Annotated in this window: 17 protein-coding genes and 1 tRNA gene; 4 read left to right on the top strand and 14 right to left on the bottom strand. The window is 54.1% G+C overall.

Features of this window, described 5'->3' with window-relative positions; genetic code table 11:
• Window positions 1–2 precede the first annotated feature (2 nt).
• From F3J39_RS18025 to F3J39_RS18005, 5 genes are all read right to left on the bottom strand, one after another.
• Window positions 3–647: a dUTP diphosphatase gene (locus F3J39_RS18025; protein ID WP_166714542.1), complete on the bottom strand. Its 645-nt coding sequence runs from the start codon at window positions 645–647 to the stop codon at window positions 3–5.
• 3 nt (window positions 648–650) lie between these two features.
• Window positions 651–1,124 (bottom strand): helix-turn-helix domain-containing protein, encoded by a 474-nt coding sequence (locus F3J39_RS18020; protein ID WP_166714541.1) that lies wholly within the window; start codon window positions 1,122–1,124, stop codon window positions 651–653.
• A gap of 100 nt (window positions 1,125–1,224) precedes the next feature.
• A complete protein-coding gene (locus tag F3J39_RS18015) occupies window positions 1,225–1,683 on the bottom strand; it encodes a hypothetical protein (protein ID WP_040113210.1) in 459 nt (152 codons plus the stop codon).
• The gene (locus F3J39_RS18010; RefSeq protein ID WP_166714540.1) at window positions 1,683–2,015 is read right to left on the bottom strand and encodes a hypothetical protein; all 333 of its coding nucleotides are present in this window, start codon (window positions 2,013–2,015) and stop codon (window positions 1,683–1,685) included. The genes F3J39_RS18015 and F3J39_RS18010 overlap by 1 nt, the downstream gene beginning before the upstream one ends.
• Before the next feature lie 92 nt (window positions 2,016–2,107).
• Window positions 2,108–3,139 carry a tyrosine-type recombinase/integrase gene (locus tag F3J39_RS18005; protein WP_166714539.1) on the bottom strand — a complete coding sequence of 344 codons (1,032 nt, stop codon included), beginning with the start codon at window positions 3,137–3,139 and terminating at the stop codon, window positions 2,108–2,110.
• A 586-nt stretch (window positions 3,140–3,725) separates the two neighbouring features.
• Here F3J39_RS18005 and F3J39_RS18000 point away from each other — a divergent pair.
• Window positions 3,726–4,832 carry a hypothetical protein gene (locus tag F3J39_RS18000; RefSeq protein ID WP_166714538.1) on the top strand — a complete coding sequence of 369 codons (1,107 nt, stop codon included), beginning with the start codon at window positions 3,726–3,728 and terminating at the stop codon, window positions 4,830–4,832.
• 61 nt (window positions 4,833–4,893) lie between these two features.
• Here F3J39_RS18000 and F3J39_RS17995 read toward each other — a convergent pair whose 3' ends face one another.
• Window positions 4,894–6,405 (bottom strand): terminase, encoded by a 1,512-nt coding sequence (locus F3J39_RS17995; protein WP_166714537.1) that lies wholly within the window; start codon window positions 6,403–6,405, stop codon window positions 4,894–4,896.
• Window positions 6,402–7,430 (bottom strand): hypothetical protein, encoded by a 1,029-nt coding sequence (locus F3J39_RS17990; protein WP_166714536.1) that lies wholly within the window; start codon window positions 7,428–7,430, stop codon window positions 6,402–6,404. The genes F3J39_RS17995 and F3J39_RS17990 overlap by 4 nt, the downstream gene beginning before the upstream one ends.
• Window positions 7,431–7,448: 18 nt before the next feature.
• Between F3J39_RS17990 and F3J39_RS17985 the strand changes: the two genes are divergently transcribed.
• The 3 genes from F3J39_RS17985 to F3J39_RS17975 all read left to right on the top strand — a co-directional run bounded on the left by F3J39_RS17985 (window position 7,449) and on the right by F3J39_RS17975 (window position 9,603).
• The gene (locus tag F3J39_RS17985; protein ID WP_166714535.1) at window positions 7,449–7,736 is read left to right on the top strand and encodes a hypothetical protein; all 288 of its coding nucleotides are present in this window, start codon (window positions 7,449–7,451) and stop codon (window positions 7,734–7,736) included.
• Window positions 7,737–7,924: 188 nt separating this feature from the next.
• Window positions 7,925–9,052, top strand: a complete 1,128-nt coding sequence (locus F3J39_RS17980; RefSeq protein ID WP_104086129.1) for a ParM/StbA family protein — start codon at window positions 7,925–7,927, stop codon at window positions 9,050–9,052.
• 2 nt (window positions 9,053–9,054) lie between these two features.
• Complete coding sequence (locus F3J39_RS17975) at window positions 9,055–9,603, top strand: hypothetical protein (protein ID WP_166714534.1); 549 nt, start codon at window positions 9,055–9,057, stop codon at window positions 9,601–9,603.
• 18 nt (window positions 9,604–9,621) lie between these two features.
• Here F3J39_RS17975 and F3J39_RS17970 read toward each other — a convergent pair whose 3' ends face one another.
• From F3J39_RS17970 to F3J39_RS17940, 7 genes are all read right to left on the bottom strand, one after another.
• The gene (locus F3J39_RS17970; RefSeq protein ID WP_104086131.1) at window positions 9,622–10,029 is read right to left on the bottom strand and encodes a late promoter activating protein; all 408 of its coding nucleotides are present in this window, start codon (window positions 10,027–10,029) and stop codon (window positions 9,622–9,624) included.
• A gap of 356 nt (window positions 10,030–10,385) precedes the next feature.
• The gene (locus F3J39_RS17965) at window positions 10,386–10,853 is read right to left on the bottom strand and encodes a hypothetical protein (RefSeq protein ID WP_166714533.1); all 468 of its coding nucleotides are present in this window, start codon (window positions 10,851–10,853) and stop codon (window positions 10,386–10,388) included.
• A gap of 10 nt (window positions 10,854–10,863) precedes the next feature.
• On the bottom strand, window positions 10,864–11,169 hold the full coding sequence (locus F3J39_RS17960; RefSeq protein ID WP_247648287.1) for a hypothetical protein: 306 nt from the start codon (window positions 11,167–11,169) through the stop codon (window positions 10,864–10,866).
• A gap of 290 nt (window positions 11,170–11,459) precedes the next feature.
• On the bottom strand, window positions 11,460–11,858 hold the full coding sequence (locus F3J39_RS17955; RefSeq protein WP_166714532.1) for a hypothetical protein: 399 nt from the start codon (window positions 11,856–11,858) through the stop codon (window positions 11,460–11,462).
• Entirely contained in the window at window positions 11,858–12,436 is a 579-nt protein-coding gene (locus tag F3J39_RS17950; RefSeq protein WP_166714531.1) for an MW1434 family type I TA system toxin, read from the bottom strand. Before F3J39_RS17950 ends, F3J39_RS17955 begins: the two co-directional genes overlap by 1 nt.
• Window positions 12,437–12,439: 3 nt before the next feature.
• Complete coding sequence (locus F3J39_RS17945; protein ID WP_166714530.1) at window positions 12,440–12,691, bottom strand: hypothetical protein; 252 nt, start codon at window positions 12,689–12,691, stop codon at window positions 12,440–12,442.
• Window positions 12,692–12,831: 140 nt separating this feature from the next.
• Window positions 12,832–12,933, bottom strand: a tRNA-OTHER gene (locus F3J39_RS17940).
• Between the last annotated feature and the right edge of the window lie 203 nt (window positions 12,934–13,136).

The following is a 13,136-nucleotide window of genomic DNA, read 5'->3' as shown; positions in this document are numbered from 1 at the left end:
CCTTACTTGCTGGTGGTTTTCTTGGTGGTCGTGGTGGTCTTGGTCTCTTCAGCTGGCTCAGCATCCGACGACTCTGCAGGGGCATCCTGCGACGTTACAGGCACGTCGATTGGCGCTGGCTCCTGCGAAACTGCTGCGGTGCTGTCGTCGTCCGGCGTGCTGTCGGCAGCAGGCGTCGGATCGGTTTCCGCCGGGGTGGTGGAGCCAAAGCCGTTGTCGCCGCGGTCGGTTTCGGACAGTTCATCAACTTCTGTCCAGGTGACCGGCTCCACCTTCTCAATCACGGCCTGCGCAATGACCATGCCCGCCTTCGGCTCGATGGCCAGACCGCCTTCGTCGGCAATCATGCGCAGCTTGATCTCGCCGCGGTAGTCGCTGTCGATGATGGCCACGCAGTTAGACGGGCGCAGGAAGTTAGCGGTACCCAGCCCGGAACGCGCGTAAATCTTCATGCAGTAGCCCTCGGGGATCTCCACGGCCAGCCCGGTAGTGATCCACCACGCGCGCGGCTGACGGACGCCGCCCTGCGTCTGTACAACGTTGAGTTTTACGTCCAGCGCGGTGATATCCCACGCTGCAGCGCCTTTTGAGCCACGGAAAGGCAGGACGGCATCAGGGGTGAGGCGTTTAATCTTTACTTCAGGCATGACTTACTCCGGGTTTTTAAAGGTGTAGTGGCGACGGGTGCGGTGCGAGTTTTCCTCAACGGGAACGTCGCGGTATTCCACCAGCCCGCGCTCAATGAGTTTTCTGGCTGACTGCAGGAACAGGGGGTGACTGACGGCAAATTCTTTGCGCATATCGTTGGCGGTAATGAATTTACGATCGTTGAGCAGCATCAGAATGGCATGTTCGATCTTTCCCATTCTCATAGGCGTCAGGCTGACGACAAAAGAAGGGCGCATGGCCAGCGAGTATTCGCCGTCGATGGAGCGCTCAGCCAGGCCGACTTTACACAGGTCCAGCAGCGTACCCCGGATGACGTGCGTTTCGGTGCCGGGAAGGGCGCGCGTAAAGCGCCGGCGCGTCGCGGTGCGCTCCTCTTTCAGCAGCAGCAGCACGGCCTTTGCCGTCTCCGGATAGCGCGCACGAAAAATTTTAAGTTTCGGTAAAATATGCTTCAAAGTTCTGTTATCCTCGCCAGTGGTTTATTTCAGAAGTCCACGTCCAATGGTTATGAGTAAACCAAAGGAATAAGGGAGCCAGCGATGGCTCCCTTTTTCTTTAGTCCTGCGTCCACTTCTCGCCCGTATCAGCACACACCACGCCATGACACACGCGCCCCTGATCCAGACGGTAGGCCATGCCCCCCAGCTTTATGCGTTTGCGGCAGTGCTGCGCGCCTGACAGATAGGCATGCGGAACGGCGGAGTCAATCGCCCCTTCCTCGGTGCATAAGCCGTCCTCGGCGTCGCTGTACCCGCGGGCAAACTCGCTCAGCACTTCGCGCCGATCCTCAAAACGTATTGTCTCGCCCCGGTCCTGGCAGCGGGCGTACTCAATCGCGCCGTACTTCGCCAGTGTGGCAATGGTTTTGGGGTGCCTGAATATCTCCTCGCCCCAGTAATGCCCGGTGCAGGAGTCAACGTAGGAGCCGTTGGAATAGGTGCCGATAGGATTAGAGACGTCGTGTGCGGTCGCCACTGCGACAAAGAAGTTAACGACGTTGCCGGTAACAGACATTATTGCCCCGCAAAAAGCCGCTGGCGGCTGCTGAACGTGGGTTTACCCTGCTGGCTGAATGCGTCGTCCACCAGCCCGACAAATCCGGCAAATTCCTTTCTGTAATACTCCAGGAGTTTATTTGCGGCGCGGTCGGTGATGCTGGAAACGTAGTAGCAGGCGCTGTGTCGGTCGCGGTAGGTCTTATCGAGGGTCAGCAGCGGGGCTGCTTCTGACAGGGTGCTGACACCAAACTCCACCAGCGCAACTCCGCCGCGCATAATGGCGGTAAAGCTCAGCTGGTGGGCGTCTATGTCAAAGGTGCGGTGCAGCAATATCTGTTGTGTGGCCATCGTTAATCGCAGGTGCGTGACAGCCAGGATTGTGCGGCAAAAGCACTATGGTTACAAATTATATTTCTTTAGAATTTAATTAGCCTGAAAGATCACTCTCCGTCCAGTATTCCCGACATTTTCCCTTTCTGATTTTCAGATCGGCGCAGGTAGCGCATGACGGTTTTCGGGTCCTGCCAGGTGCCTTCCTGCATGATCTGCGTGATGGTCGCGTCGCGCTCCGCCATGTCCATTGCTGCGCCCACGCGCGCGCTGTGGCCGGACCATTTTGTGTAGCGCCCTTTATTGTCTTTTACCGGCTCTTTCCCCAGCAGATCCCAGGCGTCTTTGAAAATCTTCTCCGTGGCGGGGGCGCTCATGGGCTTTTCCGACACGCCGGCCGTGTTGTTGTGACGGACGGGACCGAATATCACGGCGTCGGGGCAGTTAATCAGCCCGGACACGTCCAGCCAGCGCAGCAGGTGGCCGGCGGCAGATTTGCTCAGGTGCTTTATCACGCCGGCAGCGGTCACCATCGTTTTTGTGTGGGTCAGGTTAACAATGACATGGCCACTTTCGTCGATATCCAGATCGCGCACCCGGATGCGGCTCAGTTCGGACATACGGCACAGGGTGTTATAGGCCAGATACAGGAACGCCAGATTGCGCATATCGGTGAGTTTGTCAGACCGGCTCATGAGGTGCGACAGCAGCTGCAGATCCGGTAGCCGGAACGGTATGGCCTGTCCGGTGCGCTCGCCGCCCACCACGGCCTCGCGCTTGATGCGCTTCATGGCGCGCTGCACGTCCACGTTCAGCAGCAGCTGCGGCAGGCCGCACTGCTTGCACAGCATGTTCATCATGGCGTAATGCTTTTCGATCGTGCTCGATGCAAGCCCGCTTTCCGCCATGGACAGAAAGTAAATGCGGGCCAGCTCCGGATCGATTGGCAGATACGTCAGGCCGCGCGCGCTGCACCACGTCGCCCAGCGGCGGATCACCGAAAGCAGGTCACGAAAGGTGTTCTCAGAATAAGCGCCTTTATCCGCAATAAAGCGGCGCAGATTATTAGCAACGTCCTGCGGCGTTAATGTGGTTAATTCCGCCGGAATCACGCTGCTTTTAATTTCCGCTAAATGTTTCATCTATATATTTCCCTCAAAAACAGCATGACGACGCTACGCAAAAGTTATCAAAACGTCAGGGGGGTTGTGCGCCAGATTTCACGTAGCGACGCCTGGCGATGGCGCGCTGCCGAAAAGCACATAATCTGTACAATCAGATAAGATTTGTACAATTAGATCATCTGATCATCGAACTACTGATCAAGCATACATGAAAGCTATCAAACTTTATATAATGTTTATTATTTAAAGTTTCATCTAACGGCCAAAATCGCGCAATGTCTGGTCTGAGGGTAAACTAAATCGAAAATTTTTAGAAAAGCATGCGTTTTCTTCGTGATCGGCTGCATCCCTTCATATATGATCATTTGGCATTCAATTTTGATTGCGGCTGGTAACTGTTATCATCTGAAACCTTTGGGCGTTACATCGCGGGCGATGTAGCAGTACCGGCACGAAACCCGAGCTTATTAAATGACGTGTACAGCAGATATATCTGACAGTTAAGGATTACGGACTATTCTTATTATTGCCATTCTAAGGATTTGCAATTTTACATGCCTTCCTTTTCTGTCTATATTCGCGCTCATTAAGTCCAGAGAGACTGTTGGCTCATTACATTTTTGGAATAACGATTATGCCTAACTTCAGCGACCTAGAATTTGAAAAGCGCTATAAACAATTTCTGCAGGTTCAACATGACTGGCTGACTCTCATTACGGACAATAAATTCTTTTCTGACACTAACGCGGTGGGTGAAGAGTGCCGTCCGGCTGGCCTTCTTACCGACTCATCACAGTATCAGCATGCTCAGCACCTGCTGGCTGAATGGCAGAGTTTTGCCGACCTGGCAGAAGAAAAGCGTAAAGAGCGCAGTATCGCCATTACCACAAACCTTTACCTGCCTGTTCCAGTACTGCTGATTAATCCTGCATACGTTCAGATTGACCGTTTTCGCGCTACAGCGACCGCTAATCATAAGCGTGAAGATATCCTGATGCGCTATGAAAAGCAGATCGGCAAGCTCAAAAAGATTACCCACGCTTTCGGTGCGATCATGACGCTGGAAGATGAACGTAAATACTTTGAGGCTGCACCGGTTGCTACCGTATTCCGCGCCCGTACCAGCACCTATACGGATATTCAGGTAAGCGTGCGTCATACGGCAGATCAGCAGGAAGTTGATAAGTTCCGCTACGGCGCGCACGGTATGCTTATCATCGGTGATGACCTCGCGCTGGGGCGTAATATCAAACTCAACGTGAGCGTATCAAACACCAAAAGCTCGCTGTACGACTTCATCCAGCCTATTCCGTGCTCCGTTCTGCCGTCCGCGCAGGTCTACACCCTTGAGGACGTGGAGCTGGGTAAAAAGATGGTTTCGCAGCGTGCATCGGTTGCCTATGCCGTTAAACAGCGTCGCTATCAGTTTGATAAGCGCGCGAAGGAAAAGATGGCGCGGGCAAAAGGTCCTGAAGAGGCGCGAGCTATCAGCCAGGAAATTGAAACCGGGCGCGAAGTGCTGGAACTGATGGACGCACACGATTTTGAACTGCTCGACCGGAAGCTGGCCGCAGGGGATGAATCGCAGCTTACCATGCTGCAGATCCGCGAACGTTACGGCAACGAATCCGACCGCACCGGGAAAAATATCCGCAACATGCCGGAGTTTCTCGCAAAACTGATTGCCAAAGAAGAGAAGAAGGGCAATTAATAAGCGGTAACGGGTAACAGAAAGGGCGCACAAGCGCCCTTTTTTATTGCCTGGCTGGTGGTCACGCCAGCAGTGCGTCCAGCTCCTCCAGCTCTTTGAGTTTGCTCTCCGCAAAATCTGCCATGCCTTCGTCAATCTCCGCCTCTGCCGGACGGTAGCCAATCAGGAAGATAAAGCAGTATGTGTCCCAGCGGTCAGGCGACTTGATGTTGAGTTTCTGGCGCATCTGAGGCTTCGGCACCATCATGATCCGCCCCATTTCATCCATGTAATACGGTATCTTCGATCCCTGCTCCGCCGTGTGCTGAGAGGCGTCTATGCGCATCCTGCCGGAGCGGACAGCATCAGCGGCCATGATATTCGCCCAGGCGCGCTGGTTCTTGAAGCGTTCGCGCACCTTCTTACTGAACGGCGGTTGCCCCCAGCGGATATTGACCGCATTCACGCCCCGGCGCTCCAGCTGCTTCAGCGTGGCAGAGCCCACGCCGTCACCATCGACGGCAATCGTGATCCCCGGATAGCGCTCCTGCGTACACTCGTTAGCGATGAAGTCACCGAAGGATATCGGGTCCATCGTGCCAGGCATTTCCACCAGCTTAAACGACACCACGCGCCGCGCGTCACCATGCCCGGAGACCCTGCAGATGTTGAGTATCGACTTATCGCGCCCGTTACCGACGTCAGCGGTAGCCACCCAGCCCCAGCCTTTCTCCAAATATACTTTGCGCCGCGCGGCACGATCGCACTCGTCACGCCCCAGCAGATAGCCGCTGATATTGCGCGGGAAGCGCCCCAGCACCTTCACCATGTACTCCAGAGAGTCGCGCCCGCCGTACTCCAGCAGCTTTTCCCTTATGAATTTCAGGGTAACGTGCGGCGCCTCTTCAGAATTAAGGACAATGGCATTCCAGATCCCGTCCGGGTTATCGGGGTTACGGGCTAACGAGTGGTGCGAGTCATAGAAATAGCCGCTTGGCCGCGTGGGCTGCGACATCATCAGCATGCGGTTGTCGGTCTCTGTCAGCGCACCACGCATGATAGCGATCGCTTTATCAGAGATACCTGACGCTTCATCGAGGATCAGCAGGATATGCGCGGCGTGCTCGCCAGCCAGCGCCTCTTCGTTACCCAGGCGGAAGCCCTTACAGAGCACTTCCCATATCCCCTTACGCGACTTCTCATAAAACATGGTGTCCGTCAGGGTGAAGTAGTTCTGCAGCCAGGGGTGACGTTTGGCGGCGTTAGCCCAGTAGGTTTTGACGTACTTGAATACGCCCGTTTTAACCTGCCCGATTTTGTTGGCCACGATGATTACGCGCGCATCCGGGAACATGATCATGTAAATCAGCAGCATCATAGCCGTCAGGGATGATTTGCCGGTACCGTGGCCGGACGTTACCGTAGTCTGGCTTCCGGTCTCCTGTACGGAGTTAAGTATCTCTTCCTGCTGCCAGGTGGGGATAAGGCCAAATAGCTCGACTACCGCCGTCGCCCAGTCATAGCGATAGCGGATCACCATGTCGCGCCAGCGCGGATCGGTGGTGACGCTCCTGATGCGTTTTTTGCCGCTCATTCTGCGCCATCCTTGTCTTTCATAACGGATAGCGTATCGGTCATAACGGATTCATCGTCGGACATAACGGATATCTCCGGCGGGATATCGTCGTCGTACAGGTCTGCAGTCGCCGCATAGTCAAAGTTGCCGCTCAGATTGCCCTCGCCTGCGGTTTCGCCGGCGCGCAGCTCTCCGTCTGCCTGGACGTCACCAAACCCGCCTTTGTCCACCAGCGCGGCAACTTCAGCGCGACGTGTCTCAACAAAGGCAGCGGACGCGGCCTGCTGCCGGCGATACTCCTGCGCCTCCTGTTCCAGCTCCGCCTCGCTGACCTGGCCGCTTTCATCTACCGGCGGTTCAGCGTTCTTGAGCTCGTTTTCGAGACGTCTGGACAGAGACTCAGGCAGTTTGATGCCGTGGCGCTCGATGTACTCTGCCGTCTGCAGCAGATCCCAGTCCTCCGCCTCTCGCAGCTGGTATGCGCGGCTGATAACCTCGCCGGCGTTATGCGTCAGCGCATGCTTCTCATTGTCGCGCCGGTTCTTATCGGTACTGCCGGCGATTGCCGCTACCCGTGAGGCGTGGTCATTAACCAGATAGCCGACTTCAATCATCAGCTTGGTCATTTTCAGGATAGGGTGTGGTCCGCCGCCGCCGTCATCCTCCTCCCCCTTCTTTTTGCCGCTGGCCATGTTGTCGGCTTCAAGCTCAAACAGCTCTACCGCACGCGCCGTGGTGCGTTTGAGCAGGTCCATATGCGCCAGCGAGTCAAACAGCGCCGTCATAGCGCTGGCTTCCAGCCCCTCACCCAGCACCTCTAACGCCGTTTCATAATCCTGCGGACGCGGGTATGCACGCCGGTTGGCGACCAGCTTGGTTTCATGGCCTTCTTCAAAGGGTTTACCCTCGCCGCGGGGCTTTGCGGTGTGCTTCGGGCGCCCGTCACTTTGATCACCCTCATTTATGATCTTTTTGGCATGTGAAGCATTGGGCTTTTTCTTCCCGCCAGGCTGCGTCGCTGCGTCAGCGCGTGGTTCCAGCACCCCCTCTAAAGCCGCGCTGTGCCTGAGTTTGCGCCCGTTCCGGCGTATGGTCAGGTCGTCTTTTCTGGTGTGATCATTTTGATGATCAGAAGCGTGATCACCCGAATGATCATGATTGTGATCACCACTTTGATCACCCATCGCGGCCAGCGCTTTACCGTTCAGCTCCCGGCGGGCCGTGTTGAATGGCAGGCCATAGTACTCGCAGTACTCTTTGACGGTTATCCCGCTCTCAGCCTTCTGCTCAATGAAAGCCCTTCTGTGTTCATCCCAGTTAACTTTGGACATGGTTTATCGTTCAAATGAGGCCAATAAACCAGGATGGTAAGGAGTCTGTAATTTGCAGTGATCACAATAATGATCACTTAGTCAGCAAACAGTTTTGGTTGTGCCTTTTTTCGAGCACAATCGAGCTTTTTTAAGTGTACAAGTGTGCTCTGTGTGATAAATTCAGTCCCGGACTTTCAATATGAAATTAACCATTGGACAAATAAATGACTAAGAACAAAGCAGTTTTAGTAGCAGTGGATGCAGGCTCCGGTAACATTGCTCTGTCGTTCCTTGACGAAGCAACCGGCAAGATTAAAACCTCTGTGACCCCGGCGCTTGTGCATGAAGGCCACCAGCAGACGCTCGCTACTGAGTCACAATCTTCATGGCATACAACAGATGCGCAGGGTAAAGAGCGCACGTACACCGTCATGAATGCAGGCTATGACCTGTATGACACCTGTGATCCTGATTACCAGGTTTCCGCTGCTCACCGCGTTCTGGTTAATGATGCGCTGGTTCGTGCTGGTCTTGGTGGCCGTGACATTATCCTCGGTGAAACGCTCCCGGTAAGTCAGTTCTACAGCGCTGCAGGCAACATCAATGAAGCGCGCATCAAACAGAAAGCTGACAGCCTGAAAACGCGTGTTGAGAACATTAATGACAGCATCAAAGCTGCAAACATCATTCACGTAGAAATCTATCCAGAGGCTGTCCCTGCCATTCTTACCGCGCAGGCTGATCTGCCAGAGCTGGCAGACGCAGAAAAGACGCTGGTAATTGATTTAGGCCGCTTCACCTGTGATATCGCCCTGGTTGACTCTGACCTGATGCCGATCCGCAGAAGTGGCTTTGAGCACGGCGTGCAGACGATGATTAAGCGTGTTCACACCCTGCTGATCGAGTTTGAAAAGACGCTGGATAAGTCGTTTAACGCCTCAGACCTGAGCCTGGACAGCGTTGATGCAATCATCCGTCAGGGCTATATCGGTTCCCGCCTGGAGAGAGCGAAAGATAAACGCATCAATGTTCTGCCGGTTATCGATCAGGCCGCAGCTGAACTCGCTGAAACCATCATGAAAGATGTTCGTGCGCTGCACCGTAATACCCACGACATTGACGTTGTGCTGGTTGTGGGCGGCGGTGCTAACTATATCGCCGGTAAACTGCCTGGCCTGACAGATCACACCGCTGACTGGCATGATGTGGTGGTTGTGCCTGATAACCCGGAAATGGCTATCGTGCGCGGCGTTCATATGGCGCTGACGGCTGCAGAAGAAGAAATCCGCGACGAAATCAGCGAAGCCGCCACCGTGAGTGATATTCGCAGCAGGACTGGCGATAAGGCGTAAATATGGGAAAAATACTGCGAATTGCGAGCCTGGAAGAAAGCGGCATTCTTAATAGCCACTTCCAGAAGGAATATGACAAGCTGCCGTCAAATGCTACCCGGCGCGCGTGTCTGCATTCGGTTGTGCGTTCAGGTCACGCTGCTGAATTGATGGGGCTTGCACCGATGATCGCCATGCTGGAGGCGAACTTAGGCCAGAAGTTCCTGAAAATGTCTAAACAGGAGCGTCTGCAGCGACTGCTGACGTTAATCAGCGCCGTTACGGGTGAAGATGTACCTGTTGTGGCTCCTGCCCCTGCCCCTGCGCCAGCAGCAACAGCAGAACTGGTAACGCCACCAGCTGAACCAGCCCCTGTGACGCGGGTTTCTTCTGTACAGGAAGCGCCACCAGCGGCTGAACAACCCGCTGAGCCTGTGCCAGAAGCCAGCGAACTCCCTGTTATTACACGGGACGAGGAAACGAACTCAACCGAAAGGCTGGATAATCCGCCTAAACAGGTTCCGTCGTCGTTAACCAAAGCCCGCAGGTTGCACCGCAGCGGCCAGAAGTAAGCAAATCAGACACCCCGTTCACATGAGCGGGGTGTTTTCCATTCTTCCCCGCATACATTTGTCCATCAGTTCCCTTGCCATAACGCATACAGAACGCTGCTCAATCTCTTTCGTCTGGCGGCGGTGTTTCGTGGCGCTGGCGACAATCAGCGAGTCGTAATCAATATCCGAACGTCCGCGTGCTTTGAAGATGTAGCCGTTTACCGCATCCAGCCTGTACTTACGCGGATAGGCTTCAGGATGTACCCGGCATTGTGCAAACGGAGAGCGGACAAAGGAGCGCAGGATATTAGAGACGATACCGGGGTTTACTGTTAAATGCGGGTACTCTGTTTCCACCAGCCTGGTTACTTCTGCAACCGTCATGTAGCAGCGACGACGAATTAACAGATCGGCTATCTCAATACTGCTTACCTTTTTGTCCATGTAGCGCTCCGGTTGAATTAAAACCACGCTATTCTAAGGTTTGTCTAATCCGCACAAGTCTTAACGTCGTCGATTTTGGATTTTTTGACAGGGCTGGCGTGTTTTCAGGAGCAATCTGACTCGGATTTACAGATGCCTTTACTGGCTGGTGGTGCAGCATTACAGAATGGCTTTGGCTCTGCATTCCCGTACAGCGGCATAATTACCGCCCGAATCAGAGCCATCATTTAATGCAGGTTTGGCGCTAATACACGCGATATCTGGAAGGGGTGTTTTAGAATTGCGAGTGTTTTCAGAGTATGTAGGATGCAGCAACAGGCGGGTAAGAAAGCGCCCCCATTAGGGGGCTTAACTTTCTACTTCTTCTTTGGAGCGGTTTTAGCATGCTTCTTTTGGAGATCTTCGTTTGCCTGACGGGCATCTTTCATGGCCGTCGGCGTCAGCGCACCCATAACAGGGTTTGTAGGCTGCGGGATTTTAGTCTTGGGTGCCGGAGCACGGGCAAACCATTCAGTGGTATAGGATAGTTTTACTGTGTTAGCCAAATCGAACTTAGTATCGAACTGCAGTCCGGTGATAGCAAAATCGGGATCGTTTACCGTGATGATAAACTCACCCGGAAAGCATTTATCCGTTCTGGTGGTTCCGTATGCAACAATGACAGCGTGATCTTCAGGGCTGTTTTTCAACACCAATGCTGGCCGGAGCTTGCCCGGAGCGTCTGGCGTATCATGGTTTGGGATCATAGACCATACGATCGAACCAGGCGTTGCCAGTGGGTGAAAAGGGTTACTGGTTAAACTTTGATTATTATTAGCTGCCATGTGATCTCCATTAGAACAGGCTATTTACAAATCTCTCCTCCGGTATATCGCTGGCCTTGCTGGCTTCACGGATAATCTGGATTTGAGCTGGTGTAAGCTGCTCATCGTCAGGCTGATAGGTTGGCAGAAAGTTATCCGCCAGCGTTCGCAGCGCGAGATGTGCAACTTCGGTTTGGCTCAGGCCTAACCCGTTCATCAGCAGATTCATTGTCTCTTCGCTGACGCCTGTGGGTGAGTCCTGGCGTTTTAATCTAAATAAAAAACTATGTGCTTGTTTTTCTGCGGTATGCATACGTGTCGTGGTGTTCTTGGTCATTTTGGTACTCCGATATCTTTTAGGTCGTTAAGCGGGCAGCTTGCTCAAGAGGGAAAAGAGATAAAACACTCCTGAGGCCGTTATCACGCTTAGACAGCCAGGCATTGCGCCAGACCTATTACTTATGGGAGAGCACCTACTGTCAGGTGCTGATCTGATTTCCTGCATCGACGTTTAGAGGTTTCATAGCTGTTTCCTATTGGGGTGTGGGATATAGTTTTAATGTGCAACTAAAAGATATCAAAAGTATATGCCCTAGTCAAATGGCAGATATACTTTTGATATAGATTTTAGCGGTAGCTTTTTAGCAGATGGCTGACAGTGTTCGACCAGTTGGTTACAGTGTCACGGGCTAAGCGGTGGATTACCTCACTGTAAAGGTTATCCGGTAACGGTTCCCCGGTTTCATCCTCAAACCGTAATCCTTCTGTCGTGCCTGACTTACTCATATTCACGCTGTAATCAAACTTGCCCGTTGCCTCGTACATGCCTATCTGCTGCTGAGCCTGCCAGGTAAAGCGCACGCCACAACCTTTCCTGATCTCAAACACTACGGTCCCTTCCACCAGCATCGCTGACTGCTTCTCACCTGTAGGCAGTGACTTATTGCGGCATGCCACCGATGTGACTTTGCAGTGATCCGCGCGCCATCCCAGCAGCTCCAGCCCTTTGAGTTTTACCGTCTCCATTAAATCAGTCTCCAGTCACTTGCCAGCAGATCGGCGGTTACGGGCGTCCAGTCAGCCGTTGTCAGCTGCTCGGTGTTGGTCAGAACGAACTGAGGCATGCGCGTTACTGACGCCTGCGGATCGTGGTCAAAGAATCGCGCCGGCACGCCGTACATATCGGTGCCGTTCAGCGGGTGCCGTGTGGTGCCTCTGTTAAGGCGCAGATGCGTTCCCTCTCCCCACGCTTTACGGGCCACTTTTGCGCCGTCAGAGAGCCACACATGCGCGACGGCCATAGGTGCGCCCTCTTCCCTGAATTTCAGCATGCCCTCGTCTATCAGCTGCTCACTGCGCAGGATCAAATCGTTAAGTTTCAGCATGGCCAGACAGGCAGCATGATTAAGCGATTCCCCGCGGGCGGTCATGGTCAGTGCGCCTTTGCTCACCGTGGCTGACCAGTCTGTTGCGGTCTGTGACTGGTGCGTTACCACAAAGCCCAGGTGCTCCAGAACGTTCAGCAGCGCCATATAGTCGCCGGTATAGTTGCCAGCAGCGCCGGCAATCATGCCAATCATTCCGTTTATTTGTTGATCGTTCATCGTTTAGTAACCCCGCTTGCTTTTGCGCTTGTGGGCGCTCTGTCTGCGCTTCTGCGCGGTCAGCCGTTCACGTTCGCGGTGCTGATGCGCTTCTTCCATGCTGGTGGCCAGCCGCTGTATTCCTTCCTCGGCGGTCAGCTGCGGGCGGTCCGGCAGCTGCAGCGACCTGACCTGCAGCACGGGAACGGTTGGCGGCCGGCGCGTCAGCCAAGTGAGACTTCCCATTAATGCGCCCATCAGTGCGATCTTTTTCATGCTCTCTCTCTGTCGTGCAGGCGTGAAGAATCCCCGGCGATTGCCGGTGATTAAAATTCACCTGATTAATTCCGGCGCCGGGTGCGCACGGGGATGTTCTGAGACCTGTCCCGGCGGCTGGCCGGGTGGCTATGTAGGCATTGTGCTGGCCGGATTTGAACCGGCGACCTTTCGCTTGTCCCTTTCACCGCCCTGCAGGCCGAATAAAAGAGCGAACGCTGCTGCCGCTGAGCTACAACACAACGATAAAAGCCCGTCTGCCGGCGCTTTTACCGTTGGCCTGTATCAGCTGGCCACCAGCTGCGCGATCAGCCATTTATGACCGGCAAACAGTCCGGCATTCAGCAGCAGATGAAACATGACAAACTGCATCGCTCTGACTGTTTTGGTGTACATGCTGGTGTCCATACTGCTTAAACCCTGATTAGCTGACTGAATTGCTCTA

Source organism: Pantoea sp. Acro-807 (assembly GCF_011752675.1).
In the GTDB taxonomy this organism is placed as follows: domain Bacteria; phylum Pseudomonadota; class Gammaproteobacteria; order Enterobacterales; family Enterobacteriaceae; genus Pantoea; species Pantoea eucrina.
This window is presented reverse-complemented; position numbering and strand designations above follow the sequence as displayed.

Coding starts and splice junctions, on each gene's coding strand:
- F3J39_RS18025 (WP_166714542.1), bottom strand. CDS start 647: ATGCCTGAAGTAAAGATTAAACGCCTCACCCCTGATGCCGTCCTGCCT.
- F3J39_RS18015 (WP_040113210.1), bottom strand. CDS start 1,683: ATGTCTGTTACCGGCAACGTCGTTAACTTCTTTGTCGCAGTGGCGACC.
- F3J39_RS18010 (WP_166714540.1), bottom strand. CDS start 2,015: ATGGCCACACAACAGATATTGCTGCACCGCACCTTTGACATAGACGCC.
- F3J39_RS18005 (WP_166714539.1), bottom strand. CDS start 3,139: ATGAAACATTTAGCGGAAATTAAAAGCAGCGTGATTCCGGCGGAATTA.
- F3J39_RS17995 (WP_166714537.1), bottom strand. CDS start 6,405: ATGAGCGGCAAAAAACGCATCAGGAGCGTCACCACCGATCCGCGCTGG.
- F3J39_RS17980 (WP_104086129.1), top strand. CDS start 7,925: ATGACTAAGAACAAAGCAGTTTTAGTAGCAGTGGATGCAGGCTCCGGT.
- F3J39_RS17975 (WP_166714534.1), top strand. CDS start 9,055: ATGGGAAAAATACTGCGAATTGCGAGCCTGGAAGAAAGCGGCATTCTT.
- F3J39_RS17970 (WP_104086131.1), bottom strand. CDS start 10,029: ATGGACAAAAAGGTAAGCAGTATTGAGATAGCCGATCTGTTAATTCGT.
- F3J39_RS17965 (WP_166714533.1), bottom strand. CDS start 10,853: ATGGCAGCTAATAATAATCAAAGTTTAACCAGTAACCCTTTTCACCCA.
- F3J39_RS17960 (WP_247648287.1), bottom strand. CDS start 11,169: ATGACCAAGAACACCACGACACGTATGCATACCGCAGAAAAACAAGCA.
- F3J39_RS17955 (WP_166714532.1), bottom strand. CDS start 11,858: ATGGAGACGGTAAAACTCAAAGGGCTGGAGCTGCTGGGATGGCGCGCG.
- F3J39_RS17950 (WP_166714531.1), bottom strand. CDS start 12,436: ATGAACGATCAACAAATAAACGGAATGATTGGCATGATTGCCGGCGCT.
- F3J39_RS17945 (WP_166714530.1), bottom strand. CDS start 12,691: ATGAAAAAGATCGCACTGATGGGCGCATTAATGGGAAGTCTCACTTGG.